Origin of the sequence: Vagococcus allomyrinae, assembly GCF_017829975.1 — a bacterium.
In the GTDB taxonomy this organism is placed as follows: domain Bacteria; phylum Bacillota; class Bacilli; order Lactobacillales; family Vagococcaceae; genus Vagococcus_D; species Vagococcus_D allomyrinae.
Map to the genome: position 1 here is coordinate 104,985 of NZ_JAEEGA010000018.1, position 21,389 is coordinate 126,373.

The following is a 21,389-nucleotide window of genomic DNA, read 5'->3' on the forward strand; positions in this document are numbered from 1 at the left end:
TTATAACTTGGCATTACTTTTGTCAACCGGTGCCCTTCTATTTAGGATAGATAATCCCGTTCTTGGTTAAATGGTTTCTGATTATCTATAGATAAAAACTAACCCCTCTCTTCTTGAGGAATTAGTTTTGGTATTCTTATGTTGAAAATGGCCAACGGCTCACTATCTTACGTGGCATCGAAGGCGCCACGTGGCTATTTATCAGATTATTTAAAACGCTTCGCTAATCTCACGTCAAAAAAACCGCTGATTTTTTTTAGCTAGTCAAACAAATTAGTACAGCCTTTAGTATTAACTAGTTAAATATATCATAGTTATCACAGATAAACCAAGTATTTCCAGGTTTTTTCTTGACACTCTATTGATCCCGTCGTAGTTACTATCAGCGTTGAAGGCTACCAAAAACTTTTCTCTTGTCCAGCTTTTGGATTCAAGTTTTCGGAAATTAGACAAGTCACTTGAAGCGATAAAAAGCATCACTTTCGTGCCTTCCTTAATTCCTATCAGCGTTAGACGCTACCAAAAGCTTTTCCTTGTTCCTATACTTATTTGGTAATTTATGATAGAATTATTTTAATTGTAACAGACACGTATTTTTATCGAACGGTTATCTATGTAGTGATTACATACTGACAAATTGGAACAAAGACGAGGTTCCATGACACTTTTTAACCCCGGGTTAGGGTGTGTTTAATAAAAAAAACAGGTGAATTTCACCTATATTTCGTGTGTTCAAATTAATAGTAACGTACGTCTTAACGTGCATAACATATAGGGATTTCTATAAGTTTGATCTGATAGGTCAGGCTTGTAGTGCCTAATGAAAAGGAGAAATGATACATGATTTTTAAAGTATATTACCAAGAAACAAAGGTTAGAAACCCAAAGAGAGAACAAACTCACTCTCTTTATATTGAAGCAGAAACGGACGTAATGGCCCGTCAGCTAGTAGAAGACAATACCCCATATAATATTGAATTGGTGCAAGCCCTTGAAGGCAATCACTTAGACTATGAAAAAGAAAATGCTGACTTTACGCTAACGGAGTTTAACTAAATGAAACCCACAATAAAAAACAATGAAACAGGTGTTTTTGGGATTGGTGGACTGGGTGAAATCGGGAAAAATACATATGGGGTACAATTTCAAGATGAAATAATTATCGTTGATGCCGGAATTAAATTTCCTGAAGATGATCTGCTTGGTATTGACTATGTTATTCCTGATTACAGCTATATTGTCCAAAATATCAAAAAAGTAAAAGCCCTCGTGATTACTCATGGTCATGAAGATCATATTGGTGGTGTGCCTTACTTATTAAAACAAGTAAATATTCCCATTTATGCTGGCCCTTTGGCTTTAGCCCTTATTAAAAATAAATTAGAGGAACATGGTCTTTTGCGAGATGCTGAACTTCATGAAATTAACGAAGATACGATCATTAAATTCCGCAAAACATCTGTGAGTTTCTTCAGAACTACTCACAGTATTCCTGATGCATTAGGAGTCGTTGTCAAAACACCGTCTGGCAATATTGTCTGTACGGGCGATTTCAAATTTGACTTTACACCGGTTGGCGAGCCACCTAACTTACAAAAGATGGCCAAAATTGGTGAAGAAGGCGTCTTATGTATGTTATCAGATAGTACGAATGCTGAGGTTCCTGAATTTACCAAATCAGAAAAAACGATTGGCAAATCGATTGAACATATTTTTGAAAAAATTGATGGTCGAATTATTTTTGCCACCTTTGCTTCTAATATTTTCAGATTACAACAAACCGCTATGGCGGCAGTTAAAACTGGTCGGAAAGTCGCCGTCTTTGGTCGCAGTATGGAAAATGCTATGATCAATGGCCAAAAACTTGGCTATATCAATGTACCAGAGGATACTTTTATTGATTCTCGTCAAATCAACAGTTATCCTGCCAATGAAATGCTGATCTTGTGTACCGGCTCTCAGGGCGAACCGATGGCTGCTTTAAGTCGCATTGCGAACGGCACTCACCGTCAGATTCAAATTCAACCTGGAGATACTGTTATTTTTTCAAGTTCGCCAATTCCAGGTAATACTGTCAGTGTCAATCGAGTCATCAACTTACTGTCTGAAGCTGGCGCTGAAGTGATTCACGGTAAAGTCAACAATATTCATACTTCTGGACATGGTGGTCAGCAAGAACAAAAACTAATGTTAAGCTTGATGAAACCTAAGTACTTTATGCCTGTGCATGGGGAATATCGGATGTTACGGGTTCACACACAGTTAGCTGAAGACACTGGTGTCCCTAAGGAAAACTGCTTTATTCTTGAAAATGGCGATGTGTTGGCCCTGACTCAAGAGAGTGCGCGAGTGGCAGGTCACTTTAATGCTGGGGACATCTATGTAGACGGCAATGGTGTTGGTGATATCGGCAATATTGTCCTACGAGATCGCCGAATTCTTTCTGAAGAAGGTTTGGTCTTAGCGGTTATTACCGTTAATTATGACAAACAGCAAATTATGGCTGGTCCAGATATTCTTTCTCGTGGGTTTATCTACATGCGTGAATCTGGTGACTTGATTAACCAATGTCAACGAATCCTTGCCAGAGCTGTTAACAAAGCGCTAAAAGAACCGGATTGTAATGAAGCGAAGCTGAAGGAAGTTATTACCAGCACATTGGATCCTTTCTTAGTTGAAAAAACGGAACGTCATCCGATGATTTTACCAATGGTATTAACAGCGGATAACTAATTACTTTAACAAGCAAATGGCTTCGGTCATTTGCTTTTTTTACTCTATAGGAAAGCATAAAACTTTCTCTATATCGTAGTTTGGATCCAGCTTCACGAGGCACCACTACGCTTCGCTTCGATCTCAACAAATTCTAAGTGCTCTTCGACCTTCAATGCTCGACGCTTCAGCGTATAGCAATTGATGAGATCGGAATGCAGAGTCATTATTCTTACAAATTTATTTGTTAGAGATAAGGGACAACGAAGTGTAGTGTCCCTTGTTTCTAATTGCTGCCGTTATTCTTACGAATTTATTCGTTAGAGTTAAGGGACAACGAAGTAAAGCACTAAGAGCAACGGCAACGCCTCGTTCAGCTTTTCTTAATAGTGCTGATTCCATGTTATGCTCCCCCATTGTCCAGTGGAACTATATGCCTGATTATTTGACACAATGTCTATGCCATGGAAAGGAAAATCCGAATGAAACCTATCCCTCCAACTGCTGTTTATATCAGATTAACCGAGTATTTCTTTAAATTTGTTCATAGCGATGCAGATTATCAAATTGCCAAGACACTGATTTGGAAAATCAATGATTTTCCTGATATTATGATTGAAGAAATTGCCTATTTGGCGAATACAGCCCCTTCTAGTGTCACCAAGTTTTGCAAAAAATTAGGCTACCGCTCATTTAAAGAAATGCGGACCGATTTAAGCTTTTACGCCGCACCAGATTTTTTCACATTTAAAGAAACCAGTTCATTAGAACCCAGAAGCTCTCAGCAATTAATCTCGCTATTTTTGGAGCAAGATCAATTAATTCAACGGGATACGTTTGCTAAATTTGATGAACAGGTATTTTCTCGAATTGCCCATAACATGAGTTTCGCAAAAGCCATCGCTTGCATTAGTAATACTTATGCCTTCCCGATAAGTAATTTTTTAAGAGAACTAATGGCGCCACTGGGGATTCCAGTATTGGCGATTAATCGACGGTCTGAACCAGAAACCATTCGTCAAATTATCACTTCTGCTGATGTCGTTTTTTATATCAGTCTGACAGGTAAGACGGTTTCGGATTACCAAAGGGCTTTAGAATCGCTCCCTGCCCTTGCTGCATATCAAGTTTTAATCACAAAAAATCCTCAAGAAGAGGCGCTTAATTTCTTCGAAGAAATCATTTCATTTGATAACTGTGAACCTTTTTTCGAATCGAATTATTATTCTCAACGAATTATGATGAATGCGATCCTCTACCTTGCCTTTTTAATGAATGCTCCAACCACTTAACCATTTTCCAATTTTGGAAAATGGTTCTTATTGTATCCTGGCCCTATTCACCATAAGATAATGGTAATCAATGAAAGGAGCACTAATTATGGATACACTGATGGTTTTTGTAGAAACAAAATTAATGGGGCCTATGACTAAAATTTCAAACCAACGGCATTTAACTGCTGTTAGAGACGGTCTCGTAGCCACCATTCCGATTACAATTATCGGTTCGATTTTCTTATTGATCCCTTTTATACCTTGGCCTCAATCTTATGTCTCATTTATGGGAGGGCATCCTGATCTGGTTGCTAAATTGCTGATTCCGTTTCAAATGAGTATGGGATTATTGTCGATTTATGCTACTTTTGGCATTGGTCGCAATTTAGCCCTAAGCTATCAATTGGATGGACTAACAGGGGGTGTCTCCGCTATCTTCGCTTTTCTTATGACACTTAAATTTGTCACGACGGAAACTGGCACCGTTTTACCAACTCAATATTTAGGTGGCGAAGGGATGTTTACGGGAATCTTAACAGCGATTTTAGCGGTGGAATTGTTGCGCTTTTGCACCAAAAAAAACATCACGATTCGCTTGCCTGAGCAGGTTCCTAGTAATGTTAGTAACAGTTTTGCCTCACTGTTTCCCATTTTCTTTTCCACGTTAATCGTTTGGCTAATCGTTCATATCTTAGGGTTTGATATTAATCAACTGATTAGCAATCTGGTAACACCTTTATTGGGAGCCTCAGCTAATTCGGTTGCCTCACCTCTAATTTATGTCTTGTTAACCTGTTTTATGTGGTTATTCGGAATTCATCCGCAAATTTTGGCCACCATTATGCTACCTATTTGGCTGATCAATTCTGAGGCTAATATGGCCGCTCAAGCTGCGGGAGAAGCCATTCCTAATATTGGGGTTCAGCCATTTATCTTTACCTTTCTTTGGATTGGTGGCGGTGGGGGGACTTTAGGGCTTTGTCTCTTGATGTTCTTCTCTAAATCCGCTCATCTAAAGAGTCTTGGAAGGCTAAGTTTGTTGCCTAGCTTGTTTAATATCAATGAGCCCTTATTATTCGGCTTGCCGATTGTCTTAAATCCAGCTTTAGCAGTTCCTTTCGTTATTGCACCGATCATCACCACTTTTGTTACCTATTTTGCCTTTACTTTAGGGATCGTCCCTGGTATGGGATATCCACTAGCTGCCGTCTGGACAGTTCCTAGCGTTTTTGCTGGCGCCATTGCTACTGCCAGTATTCGAGGCGCGTTATTGGTTGTAGTAAATTTAATTATTTATACGGTCATCTATTACCCTTTCTTTAAGGTCTATGAAAAAAAATTACTGTCAGAAGAAAACTAGCTCACAACAGCTGTCTAACTAAACTATTGAAAGAAGGAACCTATCATGTCACATAATCCAATGTCATTTCCAGCAAATTTTTTCTGGGGAGGTGCTATTGCTGCGAATCAGGCTGAGGGAGCCTACAATCTTGGAGGTAAGGGATTAAGTGTCGCTGACATCAATCGCTTCCGAGATGACGTGGCAATTCAACAAAAAAGTAACAAAGAGATGGACACTGAGGAGATTAACTTTGCTCTGAATGATTCTGAAGGGTATTACCCTAAACGATATGGTATTGACTTTTATCACAGCTATCCTCAGGACCTTAAATTATTAGCTGGGTCTGGGATGAATGCCTTTCGAACGTCTATCAGTTGGGCGCGAATTTTTCCGAAAGGAGATGAGCAAGAACCAAATGAAGAAGGTTTAGCATTTTATGATCGCTTATTTGATGAAATCATCAAAAATGGCATGGAACCGTTAATCACCCTTTCTCATTATGAGATGCCCCTCCATTTAGCAACCGCCTATGGGGGCTGGTCCAATCGCAAAGTTATTGACTTTTTTGTCAAGTTTGCCACAACCGTGCTTAAGCGGTATCAAGGAAAGATTAACTACTGGTTATTGGTTAACCAGATGAATTTGATCACACACGAATCTTTTAATCACTTAGGGATTCCAGCCGATATGGTGGATAATTTAGTCCAAGCCAAATATCAAGGGGCCCATAATGAATTAGTGGCTTGTAGTCGGATCATTAAAGCTGGAAAAGAGATTGATCCAGCCATGCAAATTGGCATGATGGCCTATTACGGGAATTGCGCGCCTGCTTCCAGTCGTTCAGAAGACTTGCTGGCAGCTCTTCAGTACAACCAAATGGAGTATTTCTACTCTGACATTTTAGTCCGCGGTAGTTATCCAGCTTATGCCAATCGTTTTTTTGATGAGCTGGGTGTCACCATTGAGTTCGGGGAACACGATCGAGAAGATTTTCGCCATACAGTTGATTTTGTTAGTTTTTCTTATTACTACACGCGCTTAGTTAGCGCTGAAAGCATCAAGACTTCTGAGCCAGCGATGATTAACCCTCAGTTAGAAACTAATGAATGGGGCTGGGGAATTGACCCTATTGGTTTGCGAATCGCCCTAAATGAGTATTATGACCGCTATCAACTACCAATTATGGTGACTGAAAACGGGATGGGATTTGTAGAAACACTTAATGAGCAACTGACAATTGATGACGATTATCGCATTGATTTTTTACGTCAACATATTGAGCAACTACTGGAAGCTATTAAGGATGGGGTCGAAGTTATTGGTTATTATCCATGGGGACCGATTGACATCGTCAGTTGTTCCTCGTCCGAAATGAGTAAGCGATATGGTTTTATCTACGTCGACTTAGATGATTATGGCCGTGGTAGCGGCGCTCGTCATTTAAAGAAAAGCTATCGTTGGTACCAACAAGTCACCTCGAGCAATGGCGCAATATTGACGCTAGATTAGGAAAAGAGAGGAGCAGTCTTTAGGCCGCTTCTCTCTTTTGATTGTTATTTAACTTGTTCATTGCCCATTTCAACGTCATAAGCTCGACGATCTTCCATTTTGAAGAAAGGATAATAAATAGCGAAGCTCAAAACAATTTGAACGATCTGTAAAACAGCTCCGCGCCAGCCAGATAAAATAAAGCCGGACACGACTGCTGGCATTGTCCACGGTAATAATATACCGTTGGTAATAGGCACTAACCCCGTCGCCATCGCTGTGTAGGCAATGATACACATAATCACTGGTGCTGCGATAAAAGGAATTAGCATGATGGGATTTAAGACGATCGGAATCCCAAAAATTAAGGGCTCATTGATGTTAAAAATTGCTGGTGCAATCGACAATTTCCCTAAGGTTTTAAACTGAGTTGACTTAGCCATTAAGACACAGGCAATCGCTAGACCAATAGTGGCACTTGATCCTCCCAATTTAATAAAGTTACCGTAAAATTGCGCATTCACGATATTTGGTAAAACCTCGCCATTGGCGAATGCACTAGCATTTTCAACGGCTAAGGCCGTCCAAATTGGGGTCATAACTGCCCCGATAATATTGGAACCATGAATCCCAAAGGACCACAATAAGGCTTCAAATAGCAAAACGATAATCGTCGCTGGCAAGGAGCTGCCCAATGCTAAGAGAGGTGTTTGTAATACCTCAAAAATAAAATTATGAGCGGTTTCAAAACTGGTAAAAGAAAAACCAATTCTAATCAAATTGAAGATCACTGCTACAAAGACTCCTGGTACCAATGCTGAGAATGAGGTAGCAACATTGGATGGGACTGAATCAGGCATTTTGATTACCCAACCTCGTTGGACAACCAAACGAAATATTTCAACGGCTAAGATGGCCGTAATCATTCCCACAAAGAGTCCTGATGCGCCAAAGTTCCCGATTGGCAACCCTGTTTCTCCCCCTTCACTGGTGATAATTGGCGTTAATATGAAAAAGGCTAAAATAGCAGCTGCTTGTGAAGAGGCTTCATCTACGTGGTAGTGTTTCCCCAGTTCTTTGGCGATTCCCAAAATCACGAAAATAGTCATGACATTCATGGTCATGTCGTTAACTTTTAGAAAAAGACTCATCCAATCTTTGCCTAAAATTGATTCCATCATATTCAAATAAGGATCAAATGGAAGCTGGGTAATTAATAAAAAGATTGAACCAATGATCAACAATGGCATTGCCACAAAAAAACCAGTTTTTATGGCACTTAGATAGCGATTTGAATCCAGTTTATACGCAATGGGGCCTAACTTTTCTTGTAATTTATCCATCATTTTATTCATAACGTTCCTCCATATTAGCTAATGATAATACTCGATCAACAACTTTGGCACCGTCCATTCGCCCGTATTCTAAAATGGGAATGGATAAAACTTTCTTTTCTGTCCCTCTAAATAGGGCCTGATACTTTTTCTCTAGAAATGACACTTGGGGGCCTAGCAATAAGATATCAGTCTCCCCTAAATACTTTTCAAATTCTTTTTCTGAGACGGACATTAATGTAATGGCGACCTCCTTTTCTTCGATAGCTTTTTTCATTTTGCTGACCAATAAACTCGTTGACATTCCCGCAGCACATGCCAAGGTGACTCTAAGCATTTACCCACCTCGTTTCATCTTAAATAATTCAATAAAATTGTCCGCTAAATCGATAATCGTTAAAGCATTCATGTAGTGATCTTGGGCATGGATGTCCATCAACGATACACTTCGTCCCTCCTCTCTTGCTACCAAGTTGTCATTGATAACCTCTTTCTGGAAGCGGTTGGCTTTATTTAATTCTTCTGTGGCCTCCATTTGCAGTTGGGCCGCTACAGTATACTTCCCTTCTTTTGCGGCTTCTATCGCCTGAAGGGCTAAACTTCTTGCATAGCCTCCGTGAACGATCAACATGATGGCTCGTTCTTCAGATTGTTCATCCTGGTTTATCACTAGCATTTCACCTCCGATTCTCACTTTTATATAAAGCAAGTTTCATGCCAGCTTTTTCTATGGTTAATTATCCTCGATAAATCAAGTCTTTCGCTAGCAAATTCTGATGTGTTTCATCTGGGAGCAGAGTCAGCCGAGAAAAGAAAACACATTGAAACAAGTTCAAGCTTTGTATTTACTTTTAAAGTCTCCTGCTCCATAATGTATCTATTGTCACTTTCCACAGCGCTGTTATAGGACACCGCTGTTTAAACTGTTCCGTGGCATACTTAGTTCACCTATACACTATATATAAAGGAGTCGATACATTCATGAAACGAATTGATTTAATTTTGATGGAAATGACTAAACTGTATTCCGGTAAAGGTCTCTCAACAATGGCCATTGCCGAACAAATAAATTTGTCGAGAGCCAATGTCAGCAATGACTTAAATGAACTCGTTAAAATGGGATTGGCTCGCAAAGAATCAGGAAAACCGGTACTTTATCACCCTGTAATTAAGCAATCAAAACTGGAACAATTTGAGCGTGACAATCCTTCACTTCAAATGATTGTCAAGCAAGCTAAAGCGGCTATTTTATATCCACCAAAAGGGTTAAATATGTTAATTTACGGGGAGACGGGAGTGGGAAAATCGATGTTAGCTTCGCTGATCTACGACTACGCCCAGCATGTCAAGCCTGAAGAACGTTTGCCCTTTGTTCAGTTTAATTGTGCTGATTATGCCAATAACCCCCAATTATTGGTCGGACAACTTTTTGGTATCTCAAAAAATGCCTATACGGGAGCGGAAGAGGAAAAAAAGGGCTTGATTGAAAAAGCTGATGGGGGAATTTTATTTCTTGATGAGATTCATCGCTTGCCACCTGAAGGACAGGAAATTTTCTTTACCTTTCTTGATCGTGGGGTCTACCATCGTTTGGGAGAATCTGATACGGAAAGACAGGCCAGTGTGCTGATCATTGCAGCAACTACTGAAGCCAGCAATTCAGCCTTATTAAATACTTTTCAGCGTCGCATTCCGATGATTTTGATGTTGCCTAATTTAAAAGAACGAACATCTGAAGAGCGGGCGGCGTTAATCTCCTTATTTTTCCAACAGGAAGCCAATCGTTTAAATGAGACTATTAAAATAACAAAAAATTCATTACGAGCTTTTTTAAACTACGAATGTTCCCATAACATTGGTCAATTAAAAAATGATATTCAGCTGACTTGCGCCAAAGCATATGCCGATTTTTTAGTCATGTCTCATAAAGAAATTGTCATACACAGTCCAGAATTACCTTCTTATATTTTAACTGGTTTGTATTCTGCTAGCGAAAAAAAAGACGACATCCTGACAAGCCAGCTGGCCGGTAAGTATATCGCATTTGAGCCCGATTGTGAGGATAACTGTCACCAAAGTGCTCTTAATATCTATAAACTAATTCATTCAAATGAAACGATTCATCAAGAGGAAACTTTAGGCTACGATGAAATTCAAGAAATTTTGCGAACCAATTTTGATACTTTTTTCCCACCGCAAAATGAGCATTCCCACAGCATGGACAACCTTAAAATAATGATGTCAGAACCGCTCTATAAAATTTGTATTGAGACCATCGCTTTAGCTGAAAATCTATTACAGCGGCCAATCAATAACAAGCTTAAACAATCCATGGCCATTCATATTTCCACCATTTACCATCGGATTAAGCGAGGAGATTTACCTAAACGACATCATGATGCTGATGAACTGGCGACCTTGTATCCCCACTATTTTAGCATTGCCACGGAATGTTTGTTGTTCTTAAATGCGGCCTTAGATATTGATGTGCCCCAAGAAGAAGTAGCCTTTTTAACGATGTTCTTTATATACAATGATCAAAATGAGCATCAAAAAGATGAATTGGTTCGCGTTTTTGTCGTCTCTCATGGTGCTTCGTCGGCAACCTCGATGGCAACGTTTGTCAATGACTTACTAGGAACCCAGCATGCGGTTGGCATTAACATGGATTTGAGTGAAAGCCCTTCGATTATTATTGACCAGATCAAAGAGATGATCGTCAAAAGCCATTCCACTAGTGATATTCTGTTTCTGGTTGACATGGGCTCCTTAATTAATCTGGGAACAGAGATTGAAAAAACGTTTCAAATCACGTGTCGAACTTTTGATATGAGCAGTACGATTCACGTGCTAGAAGCAACTCGCAAAGCGATTATCGGCACACCGCTAGATGATATCTTTCAAGATTTGTTAAGCATCCGTTCCAGTAATCATCCCACAAATGCCCAAAGTCAATTTCCAGTCATTCCTGAAGAAGATAAAATTTCGGTGATCCTCTCCTTCTGTTTGACAGGGGAAGGAACAGCGGTTATTATGAAAAATCTTTTAAAACAAAAACTAACTAATCTGCCAGACAGCATCAAAATCATCACGATTACCCTATTGCGAGATGAATCGATTAGCAGTTATATTAAACACATGCAAAATCAATACCACATCCTCTGCGTGGTGACAACAGTGCCCATTGAAATCGCGCTGCCGCAGTTTCAATTATATGATTTGTTTAACAATAAGGTTATCCAGCAAATTCAGTATTTTATTGAACTGGACACAACGTATCGTGAGATTGAACTAACTTTAAAAGATGAACTGAAAAACATCGATAGTTTCGTAATTGTCGCTGACGCTAAAAAGTTTATTAAGCGAATTGAAAATGTCTTTGGCATTAATTTTAATATCAAAGTGATATTCGGCGCTATTTTCCACATTTCATGCTTGATTGATCGCTTGAAAGGAGACTATGATTCTATCGAGTTTCCTGACAGTCAGTCTTATAAACAGAAGTATTCAAAAGAATTCAGTCTGATCAGCAGTCTTTTAACTACTTTCGAACGTGATTACGCAATCTCTATTCCCGAAAATGAGGTGCTTTACTTAATTTCTATTTTTTTTGGCGAGCTTCAGGAAGAATAAAAAAACTCAAGGCTATTTTTAGCTTTGAGTCTTTTTTACAATTATTCTACCCCTTTATTCTCAGGGTTCTTTACAACCAGGACATTACAAACTGCGTGTTGAACCACATAACTCGTCGTGGAGCCAATAATCATCCGATTGACGACTCCTTTTCCAGTAGCCCCAATGATCAATAACTGAATGTCATACTGTTCAGCGACAAACTTAGCAATGCTGGTTTTCGGATTTCCCAAGCGAATAATGGGAACAATATCCTCTAATTGATGTGCATGTCCATAGTCAAGATACTTATCCATCTCTTTCTCGGCAGCTTCTTCTTCCTCCTTGATGATATCACTATAAGCAAAGGGGCTGTATGAGCCTGCCTGATCGTTGATAACTTGCAGGACATGTAACGAGGCATGATTGCGTTTGGCGACTTCTACTGCGTGTTTAAAGGCTAAATCTGAATTTTCAGACCCATCGACTGCAACTAAAATACGTTGATAATTACTTAACATGGAAATCCGCTCCTCTCGTTTATATCTTTAGTATAACACTTTTTAGATAACGGTTACATTAATACGCTAAAAATCACCTATTCTCAATCTGAAAATAGGTGAGAGTCTCTTATTATTTTTTCTTGATCTTGCCAGTCCAGCCGTTATAGCCGCCTTTTAAGATATAGACATCAGTGTAACCATTTTTCCGTAAAATATTGGCTGAACGGATGCTCAAGGTTTTCTTTTGATCATACAAAAAGATCGGCAAGTCTTTTCTTAAGGAGCTGTGGGCTTGTTTAAACGTTGAATAAGGAATGCTTCGGGCTCCTAAAATATGTCCAGCATCAAAAACATCTTTCTCGCGAACGTCAATAATTTGACCTTTGCGCATGATTTCCTTAAATTCCTCTTCGGTGATCGTTTTTGCTGATTTTCTTGCCATTAGACGTAGATATAGTTCATTCCCTGCCATCCATAATAAAATGGCCCCTAAAATGATGTTAATAATTAAAAATGGGCTGATTTTCACTGCTTTGCTTCCTCTCTAATAAAAACTGAATTACTTAAACTGTAACGCTAACGAACTAGCACCGATTACGCCGGCTTCGTTTCCTAACTGAGCCAATTTAATTTTCGTACTATCTCTAACTTGCGGGAAAGTAAACTGATCGAAGTAGGTTTGAACGCGACTTCTTAAAAACTCACCGGCCGCTGATACCCCTCCACCAATTACAATATCCGTTGGGTTAAGCATATTACCGATATTACCACAAGCTAGTCCTAAATAAAAGGCAACTTTATCTACTACTAATAAAGCAAAGTCATCGCCAGCTTCAGCTAACTCAAAGACAGACTTACTTGTCACGTCTTGACCATCATCAATTATGTATTTTAGTTTAGAATCGCCAGAGTACTCTTCTGACATCGTACGAGCTAAACGCACCACTCCAGTCGCACTGGCAACTGTTTCCAAACAGCCTTTTTTGCCACATGTACAGTCAAAACCATTAAGCGGCTCAACGGTGATATGGCCGATTTCTCCCGCAGCCCCAACTGCACCGTGTAATAAATTGCCTTCTGCAATAATCCCACCGCCAACACCCGTTCCAAGTGTGATAAAGGTAACTTCTGGGCTATTCTCTCCAGCACCCTTCCATTTTTCGCCTAAGGCTGCCACATTTGCATCGTTGTCAATCGCAAAAGGAATGCCTAATTCTGATTCAATTGGTTTTTTAATCTCTTGAAGTGTTTTCCAATTCAAGTTATAAGCGCCAATAACAGTACCAGCTACGCGGTCTACGGTGCCAGGTGTGCCCATGCCAATCCCGATAAAATCTTCTGATTTCATGTTATACAATTCTAAACGGTGACGAATGGATTTAATAATATCTGGAACAATCAAGGTTCCTTCCTCGCCAATGTTTGTTTCAATACTCCATTTTTGTTGTACGTCCCCTTCGACTGTTAAAATCGCAAACTTAACTGTAGTACCACCTAGATCAATGCCGATTAATTTGCCGTCCACAACAACATCCTCCTTATTCTTTTCACGCCTTATTTCTACTTCGTGCTCGCGTGTTAAAATCATTTTAATTTGCTGATAGGTTGTTAATTCCAAGATACCAGCTTGATACAAGCTGTCAATTTCAATGCCAATCATCTCAATATCCCATAAACGCTTACCTAAGTAAACAACCGTACCGTAGGATTTTAATAACTGTTGGACATCGTAAAGTGTTTCCATTTACAGACACTTCCTTATCTCAATGACCTCTCATCTAGCTTCTCGGTCTTCTCCTTCCATGAAATCTACTCACAAAAAAAGAGCTGACACGAAAAAGTAAGCTAGTGTTTATTATACCTAATATCTAGGAGCTTTGGCAATGGCTAAGGAAAAGAATTGCAAGAATTGATCCTTATTTCAGCAAATTGACCGATTAAAAGTAAAACAGCAGTGACTAAGTCACTGCTGTCGAGTACTACTAGGCTTGTTTTGCTGCTGCACTACGCTCAATAAAGAACTTAATAAGTAATGGTGAGATTAAGGTTGAAATGATAATAGCCACAACGATGGCTGAGTAAATACTTCCTGTAATCAAATTTAAGCCTCGTCCTAGTTGGACAATAATTAAGGCCATTTCACCACGAGATACCATGCCGGCACCGACAATCCATGAGCGGTTAGCATCGATTTTAGAAAGGCGCCCACTGATATACCCGCCAAGCAATTTTGATAGTACGGCGGCAATTGATAAGAGAATGATAAAAATTGCGTGCTCTTTAAACGCTGAAAACTGAATATCCAAACCGATAGACACGAAGAAGATCGGAATGAACAAGGAATAGCCGATGGTTGACACGCGACTTTCCACGGTGTGTTTAGACGAGTGAGAAGATAATAACAAGCCCATAAAGAAGGCACCAATCACATCACTCATCCCTAAGGTTTCAGATAATAAGGCAAAAGCCAAGCAGAGAACTAAGGCAATCGCCACTTCTCCTTCCGTTGCCACTAATTTTTTAGCAAATGTCATAAATGGGTTTAACAAGAACTTGGCGAACACATACAAGATGAAGAAAAAGAGAATCTTCGTTCCTAATAGGTCCCAGAACAGTTGCCCACTTAAGGTAAACGCGCCTTCTAAATTGACAATTGTGGAAAAGATGCTGACAATTAGCACGACCACAATATCATCTACCACTGCTGCGCCCAAGATAATTGAGCCTTCTTCCGTATCTAAACGGCGGTATTCTTTCAGGACTTGAACTGAAATACTAACCGATGTCGCACTAAAGACGATTCCCAAGAAAATCGCACTCATCGTGGACAAATTAAACATAGCCCCGACAAGTCCACAGAGGATCAGCGGGAACAAGATTCCCAATATCGCCACTGAGACAGATGGTTTTAAATATTTTTTTAATAGGTTAAAATCACTTTCTAAACCGGCCAAAAACATTAATAAGACTACGCCGATTTGAGAAAACACGTGTAAAACGTCGGAAGGATGGACCAAATTAAGTAACGCTGGTCCCACTAATATCCCGATTAACAATTCGCCAATCACAGCTGGAATGCCAATTCTACTGCATAAGTGACTGGCAACTTTAGTTCCTAAAAGAATCACGATAATAGCAATAATCATTTCTTCAAACATGACAATTTCTCCTTTTTATACGCAAAAATAGACAGTATGACTTTCAGTTTTCTTCCCGCCCTTTGAAGAAAAAACCTTGAAAGCATCGCTGCCCAACCGAAACACGTATTTACTTTTTTCAAACACTTATACAGTATGCCATGAATAAAGAAAAATATCAAAAATTTTGCACATTTTTCCCAATATATTTTACAATATGTAAAAAAGCCTTTAACACTCCCTAACTAGAAAGTGCGAAAGGCCATACTTAAAATCCTAAAACATCTCTAAATCCATATAATAAACAAAAAACAATAAAAAAGACAAATATTAAGCCAAATCGAATGCGTCGATGAACATCATGAGCACTGGATTCATAATGAGTGTCTTTGAGAGCGGGAATACTGATCACAAAGCCTAATAAAAAACCGCCAAGTGCTCCGCCAACATGGCCTAGAATATCGATCCCACTACTAAATAGATTCATGACTAAGTTAAGCACAATCAACGTTAGCATTCGTTGAGACATAAACTGAATCATTGGATGATGCGGATACACCCGACCTAAGGCCACAAAGATACCAAATAAACCAAAAAGTGAGGTACTTGCTCCGGCGGAAATTGAATTGGCGTTACCAAAAGCAAAGCTTAAAACATTTCCGGCCACACCGGTTAGTAAATAAACTGCCAAGAAGCGCCAATGCCCTAACATCGCTTCTAATTGGGTTCCAATAAAATAGAGGGTTAAAGAGTTGACGATTAAATGCATAAACCCAATGTGAACAAAAATTGGCGTAATAAAGCGCCAATACTCATGGGCATGAGTGACAAATCCTTTTAGCATGGCGCCATGAGCAACTAAAATCTCACCATTTAGAGAGCCATTAAATCCCAAGCCGCGGCTCATACCAGCCAACGTCATAGAGAGAAAGACAATTATTTGAATGGCCAATAGTCCCCAGACCATTAATGGCATATTTTTAATTCGTTTTAACTTCATTTCTGTTTGGTAATTCATTCATTTCTCCTCACATTATAAAAATCTGTTTACTTATCAGTCCATTGTTTCATGAAAATGGTGGAAACTGGGAGATCCAAAGGACCTGGTTCCCATTCTTGATTGAGTTGTTCTTGAAATACAAGGCTACAAGTTTGACCTGGATACCCCGCCAAGTAACGGTCGTAGTATCCGCCACCGAAACCTACCCGATAACCATCTAAACGAAAAGCCACCCCAGGAACGATCAATAAATCAAGCTGAGTCTCCTTTATTATATCATCATTAAGTGGCTCTCTGACGCCAAAGTGACTTTTTTCATAAATTGTTCCAGAAGTAATCTTAATAAAATCCATTTTACGTTCCGGCCTTGTCTTAGGGACGGCGACTGTTTTACCCTCTTGCCATGCTCGCTCGATAATTGGTTCTGTTGAAAACTCTAACCCCATGCTAAGTGTCACTCCAACACTGCTTGCCTCTTGCCAAAGGGACGATTGAAACAACTGGTCCAGTATGGCCTTTTCTTGTTGCTCTTTACGACTTGGGACAAGGCCAAGTTTTCGTAACTTCCCCAATGTTTCTTGACGAACTGTTGCTTTATCCATCGGACACCTACTTTCAGTTAGTTGTCAACCAACTCATCATACCCTTGATTATCCACTAAAAAACAGAAAAAAACAACCGGAAAGCCAAACGGTTGTTTAATAACCTTTGATTGAGTGATTTTTCTTTATTTCTACCTTCACGTTGCTTCTGAAGTGATTGGCTAATACCTTCGTCTGCCACGTCTTCCTCTATTTGCTAAAAACAAAAAAACCGCTACCATTGTTATTTAAAATACTGTACAATTAAGCTAATCACAAATTGGAGGTTAATTATGAAAAAGTTTAGAGTTATTTGTTTGTTTAGCGTTTCTTTGTTAATTGGTTTTGTACCAAATACTTTTGCTACGACAGAAGAAAGTTCAACACCCCTTGTTGCAACTCCAGCCGAAACACAAGTTAAAGATATCACTGCTTATTTTGAAATTCCAAACATGGAGAATATCGCAGTTGACTCAGAAGGAGATATTAAGGTAAAACCACTTGAAGGCATTGAAGACACTTCTGGAAAAATCTTAGCTACCGTTAAAGATAACGATGTTATCACTATTGATGAAAACGGACATTGGAAAGCCTTAAAAGAAGGTAAGACAACCATCACTTTAACATATAGCTATTCCGAATCCACTATGAATGAATTAAAAAGTAAATACCCTAATTATGAATTTAGTCAACGGGAGATCGCTACACTCGTCAATGTGTCTGTCGTCAATTCTATAGGAGCAATGCTTGATATTACGCCTAAATTTATAGTTGATGATTTAAGCGATTTAAAATTAAATGATACTGGCGTTATCAGTGTTGAACCAATTGAAGGAGTGGAAGTAACGGGTAAGTTTCTTGCCCAAAGTCCTGCCAATGGTGTCGTCTCTTTTGATGAAACCGGCAAATGGATAGCACTTAAGCCTGGCACGGCTACTATTCCAATACTTTTCGAGTATTCTCAAGATACAATGGACAGATTAGAGGAAAAATTCCCCAATACCACGTTCGTAACTAAAGAAATTGCAGAATTAGCGATTTTTAACGTATTTGACGGAGCTTATGCCTTGAGAGCCTATGTTTCCAATCAAGATATCAACGCTAAAGTCGGAGACACTGGAAAATTTACGATTGATCCTATTGGCGGCATAGCTGATTTGACTGGTATTTATGAAATATCTGATCCCAACGGAATCATCGAAGTCGATAAAGATGGTAATTGGAAAGCGTTAAAATCTGGCAAAACGGTCATTGGAATGAACGTTCGCTTAACTGAAGAAAGTATCGCTAGAATCAGAGAAAATAATCCTTTCAAAAAAGAAACGCCCTCTACAATGGAAGCAAGATCCATTAATGTGACAGTTACTGATAAAACTACTAACGATGATAACACTAAGGCAAATGATCAAGCTAAAAAAGAGTTGCCACAAACATCTAATGACACTGACTCTCGTCCACTGTTACTAGGTATTGCGCTTATCGGACTGACCTTATTTAAGCTTTATCAAAAAACGTTCTCTAAAACAGATTCTATTCATTAATTCTAAAAAAATAAATTTCATTGAACTGATCAGCCTCCTATTTTTTAGGGGGTTTTTTGCTACGCCCAGCTAGGTTCATCCATGAGGTTTTCACTATGGATGACTTATCAACTTATGGCTGGATTACCTCAAATTAGTTGCCAGAGATTTAATGAGATCTCTCCTGCTATATTTAGAGAGGTATAAGAACAATTGGGTCACACTGGAATAGTATAAAGAAACACGCCTAAACTCAGCTAAAGAGCTTCCTTTAACCTTCTTCGTACTCACTTACAAAAAAAATAGCTAGAATCCTTACCACATAAGGTTTCTAGCTTAATGTTACAATTGATTATTTTGTTTCACGGTGAAGCGTTACTTTACGCTCACGTGGACAATATTTTTTAACTTCCAAACGATCTGGATTGTTACGTTTGTTTTTGTTAGATAAATAGTTACGCTCTTTACATTCTGTACATTCTAAAGTAATATGAACTCGCATGATATTCCCTCCAAACATTTCAAGACTATGAGCACTTTCACTCACCTAAAATATCATATCATTTTTTTTAGCCAATTACTAGCCTTTTAAGCAAATTTGTTAAGTAGAACTACTTTACAGTGACACGCTCTTATCGGTGAAGGGATTCACCTAAAAAAGAAGCCTCTGTCATCATTCGACAGAGGCTTCCTTCTACTTGACTATTTTTCATAAAAATCATAATAGGCATCCAATATTTCCGCCGTAATACTTGTATTCGTATGATCCTTATCATCTTTTATCCGCGGCAAAATGATTGTCACCGCAACTTTAGGATCATCAACTGGAGCATACGCGACCATGGTACTATTAACTAATGAAATTGGATTATTCGGATCTGCTGGGTTGGCTTCACTAACTTCGGCCGTTCCAGTCTTACCAGCTGCCAGATACTTCGTTCTTGGCATGCTAGCGGCTGTCCCTCCACCATTAATAACTTGGTACATGCCTTCTTGAATAATCGCCAGCTGATCAGGTGTGCCGACAGTTGATAAGGTTTTTGGCGTAATTTTTTGTTCCATTTGACCTAGGCCACCATTTTCATTGTTGCCATAGATACCTTTGACGACATGTGGGGCAACTCTTACCCCATCGTTGGCAATAGTGGAAATATACGAAGCGATTTGCAAAGGTGTGTAAGCATCAAAGTTTCCATAGGATAAATCCAACAGATTCCCCATCCGACCTGCTACTTCATTGCCATCAGGCGTATAATTCTGCCTTGAAACAAAACCTGGACTTTCACCTGGTAAATCGATACCAGTATAGGTTCCGAGACCGAAATTTTCGTAAGTGGTCCGTAAGGTATCAAAGACTTCTGGATGCCAGCCTAGAGTCATATTTGGTGAATAGGTTTCACCCATTAAAGCGAAGGCGATTTTCATCATATACACGTTGGAAGACTCACGTAAAGCATCAATGGCTGTCATGGAGCGAGGCCCATAAGTAAAGACCGATTTCTTAATCGGGTCACCTTGAAGCTGGATAATTTCATCCACTAAGGTGTCGTTCCCTGAAATTACCCCATTATCATATCCAGCCATGATCGTTGCCCCTTTAATTGAAGACCCTGGTGTAAAGACGTTATTAATAGTCCCTAAGGTGTCATCGGACAGTTCCCCAGTTACTTGATCTCGTTTAAGGCCAACCATGGCAAGTATTTCACCTGTTTTAGGATCGTTTACAACAGCATAGACTCCTTCAGAATATTGAGCTTTGCCGTTCCCTTGGAGGACACTGTAATGTCTTCGCAAAATTTCTTCGACTTTTTTCTGGAATTCCATATCGATGGTCAGAACGATATTTTTGCCTTTTTCACCTTCGTAGGTCTTCGTCTCAGATTCGATTTCATTAGTTTCCTTATTTACGACAACTTCCGATTGAGATTTAGTCCCGCGCAAAACTGACTCATATTCCTTTTCTAAGTAGCTCAAACCTACCCGATCATTGCGGGCATAACCTTTGGCGAGGTATTTCTCACTTTCTTCTTCAGGTAACCCTGTTTTCTCCGAAGACACGATTCCTAGAATACTACTCATAAATTCACCTCGAGGATATTCTCGTTCCCAGTCCATCCCGGTTGAAATCCCGGGAATATCAGTGGTGTGCTCGCCAATGGTCGCAATTTCTTCTGTGGTCACATTTTTATTTTTGATATAAACAGGCGTCATGGCATAGGCGCCGTTAATCTTTTTAAACACTGACGCGGCTTTTAAGGTTGCTTCATCAAAGTTAATTTCTTCATCTGTCACTTTATCCACTGTGTTACTGTAAATTTGCGAGTTGGATAGCTTGGTATCAGTTTCTTTATCGGACAAACGAGATTGGGCTTCTTTTAAATTGGCTTCATCGGCTAACCAGAAATCCTTTTTGTCTCGCGGAGTCAACTCGTCAGGTTCAATGGCAATTAATTCGACAATTTTTTTTGAGACTTCCAGCATCTCCTGACTTTTCATGGTTTGCTTCTTTGTGTAAATAATCGCTTGGTTGGCTTGATTCCCAACTAGCACTTCTCCCTGGGCATCATAGATCATGCCACGAGGGGCATTTCCTTGGACCACTGATTTTTGTGACCATTCAATCTTAGTCTCAAAATAAGCCCCATTGGCAATTTGTAAATAAGCCAGTTGAACCAGCAAGGCTACAAATAACGCAAAGACAATAAAGAACAGGAAATTTAAGCGAAAAGGAATATGTGACTTACGATTGCCTTCTTTATTGGTGGCTTTTTTTAGTAGTTTTTTATTTATTTGAAATGATTTCTTTTGAGTATCTTTCATAGGGATAATTTTCCTTCCAATCAGGTGACTCACCTTATTTAGCATCTCCTATTTTACCTAAAAAGG

18 protein-coding genes and 1 other annotated feature are annotated in these 21,389 nt (G+C 39.3%); of the genes, 7 read left to right on the forward strand and 11 right to left on the reverse strand.

Annotated features, from left to right (window positions below):
• Positions 1-840 precede the first annotated feature (840 nt).
• The 5 genes from I6N95_RS22035 to I6N95_RS22055 all read left to right on the forward strand — a co-directional run bounded on the left by I6N95_RS22035 (position 841) and on the right by I6N95_RS22055 (position 6,837).
• A complete protein-coding gene (locus I6N95_RS22035; protein ID WP_209531528.1) occupies positions 841-1,056 on the forward strand; it encodes a DNA-directed RNA polymerase subunit epsilon in 216 nt (71 codons plus the stop codon).
• Positions 1,057-2,733: a ribonuclease J1 gene (rnjA, locus tag I6N95_RS22040; protein WP_209531529.1), complete on the forward strand. Its 1,677-nt coding sequence runs from the start codon at positions 1,057-1,059 to the stop codon at positions 2,731-2,733.
• A gap of 461 nt (positions 2,734-3,194) precedes the next feature.
• Positions 3,195-4,004 (forward strand): MurR/RpiR family transcriptional regulator, encoded by an 810-nt coding sequence (locus I6N95_RS22045; protein WP_209531530.1) that lies wholly within the window; start codon positions 3,195-3,197, stop codon positions 4,002-4,004.
• Positions 4,005-4,092: 88 nt separating this feature from the next.
• Positions 4,093-5,346, forward strand: a complete 1,254-nt coding sequence (locus I6N95_RS22050) for a PTS sugar transporter subunit IIC (protein WP_209531531.1) — start codon at positions 4,093-4,095, stop codon at positions 5,344-5,346.
• A 45-nt stretch (positions 5,347-5,391) separates the two neighbouring features.
• Positions 5,392-6,837, forward strand: a complete 1,446-nt coding sequence (locus tag I6N95_RS22055) for a glycoside hydrolase family 1 protein (protein ID WP_209531532.1) — start codon at positions 5,392-5,394, stop codon at positions 6,835-6,837.
• 44 nt (positions 6,838-6,881) lie between these two features.
• Here the strand turns inward: I6N95_RS22055 and I6N95_RS22060 are convergent, their stop codons facing one another.
• Genes I6N95_RS22060 through I6N95_RS22070 form a run of 3 tightly spaced genes read right to left on the reverse strand, consistent with a single transcriptional unit; the run spans position 6,882 to position 8,826 of the window.
• The gene (locus I6N95_RS22060) at positions 6,882-8,171 is read right to left on the reverse strand and encodes a PTS sugar transporter subunit IIC (protein ID WP_209531533.1); all 1,290 of its coding nucleotides are present in this window, start codon (positions 8,169-8,171) and stop codon (positions 6,882-6,884) included.
• Entirely contained in the window at positions 8,164-8,487 is a 324-nt protein-coding gene (locus I6N95_RS22065) for a PTS sugar transporter subunit IIB (RefSeq protein WP_209531534.1), read from the reverse strand. Before I6N95_RS22065 ends, I6N95_RS22060 begins: the two co-directional genes overlap by 8 nt.
• Complete coding sequence (locus I6N95_RS22070) at positions 8,488-8,826, reverse strand: PTS lactose/cellobiose transporter subunit IIA (protein WP_209531535.1); 339 nt, start codon at positions 8,824-8,826, stop codon at positions 8,488-8,490.
• Between the two features lie 305 nt (positions 8,827-9,131).
• Here I6N95_RS22070 and I6N95_RS22075 point away from each other — a divergent pair, with 305 nt between their 5' ends.
• The gene (locus tag I6N95_RS22075) at positions 9,132-11,783 is read left to right on the forward strand and encodes a sigma-54-dependent transcriptional regulator (protein WP_209531536.1); all 2,652 of its coding nucleotides are present in this window, start codon (positions 9,132-9,134) and stop codon (positions 11,781-11,783) included.
• A 41-nt stretch (positions 11,784-11,824) separates the two neighbouring features.
• Here I6N95_RS22075 and I6N95_RS22080 read toward each other — a convergent pair whose 3' ends face one another.
• The 6 genes from I6N95_RS22080 to I6N95_RS22105 all read right to left on the reverse strand — a co-directional run bounded on the left by I6N95_RS22080 (position 11,825) and on the right by I6N95_RS22105 (position 17,004).
• On the reverse strand, positions 11,825-12,283 hold the full coding sequence (locus I6N95_RS22080; RefSeq protein WP_245249801.1) for a universal stress protein: 459 nt from the start codon (positions 12,281-12,283) through the stop codon (positions 11,825-11,827).
• Positions 12,284-12,395: 112 nt separating this feature from the next.
• A complete protein-coding gene (locus I6N95_RS22085) occupies positions 12,396-12,737 on the reverse strand; it encodes a rhodanese-like domain-containing protein (protein ID WP_209531550.1) in 342 nt (113 codons plus the stop codon).
• Between the two features lie 87 nt (positions 12,738-12,824).
• The gene (locus tag I6N95_RS22090) at positions 12,825-14,009 is read right to left on the reverse strand and encodes an ROK family glucokinase (protein ID WP_209531537.1); all 1,185 of its coding nucleotides are present in this window, start codon (positions 14,007-14,009) and stop codon (positions 12,825-12,827) included.
• Positions 14,010-14,247: 238 nt separating this feature from the next.
• Positions 14,248-15,423, reverse strand: coding sequence for a cation:proton antiporter (locus I6N95_RS22095; RefSeq protein ID WP_209531538.1), 1,176 nt, complete (start codon positions 15,421-15,423; stop codon positions 14,248-14,250).
• 49 nt (positions 15,424-15,472) lie between these two features.
• Positions 15,473-15,521 (reverse strand) — a sequence feature (sodium ion sensor (DUF1646 type); this cis-regulatory element may regulate processes involved in with the transportation of sodium ions).
• A gap of 149 nt (positions 15,522-15,670) precedes the next feature.
• Positions 15,671-16,420 (reverse strand): rhomboid family intramembrane serine protease, encoded by a 750-nt coding sequence (locus I6N95_RS22100; RefSeq protein ID WP_209531539.1) that lies wholly within the window; start codon positions 16,418-16,420, stop codon positions 15,671-15,673.
• Positions 16,421-16,449: 29 nt separating this feature from the next.
• Complete coding sequence (locus I6N95_RS22105) at positions 16,450-17,004, reverse strand: 5-formyltetrahydrofolate cyclo-ligase (protein WP_209531540.1); 555 nt, start codon at positions 17,002-17,004, stop codon at positions 16,450-16,452.
• 272 nt (positions 17,005-17,276) lie between these two features.
• Between I6N95_RS22105 and I6N95_RS22110 the strand changes: the two genes are divergently transcribed.
• Positions 17,277-18,524, forward strand: coding sequence for a hypothetical protein (locus tag I6N95_RS22110; RefSeq protein ID WP_209531541.1), 1,248 nt, complete (start codon positions 17,277-17,279; stop codon positions 18,522-18,524).
• A gap of 331 nt (positions 18,525-18,855) precedes the next feature.
• Here I6N95_RS22110 and rpmG read toward each other — a convergent pair whose 3' ends face one another.
• Entirely contained in the window at positions 18,856-19,005 is a 150-nt protein-coding gene (rpmG, locus tag I6N95_RS22115) for a 50S ribosomal protein L33 (RefSeq protein WP_023606847.1), read from the reverse strand.
• 200 nt (positions 19,006-19,205) lie between these two features.
• Complete coding sequence (locus I6N95_RS22120) at positions 19,206-21,323, reverse strand: peptidoglycan D,D-transpeptidase FtsI family protein (protein ID WP_209531542.1); 2,118 nt, start codon at positions 21,321-21,323, stop codon at positions 19,206-19,208.
• Positions 21,324-21,389 lie beyond the last annotated feature (66 nt).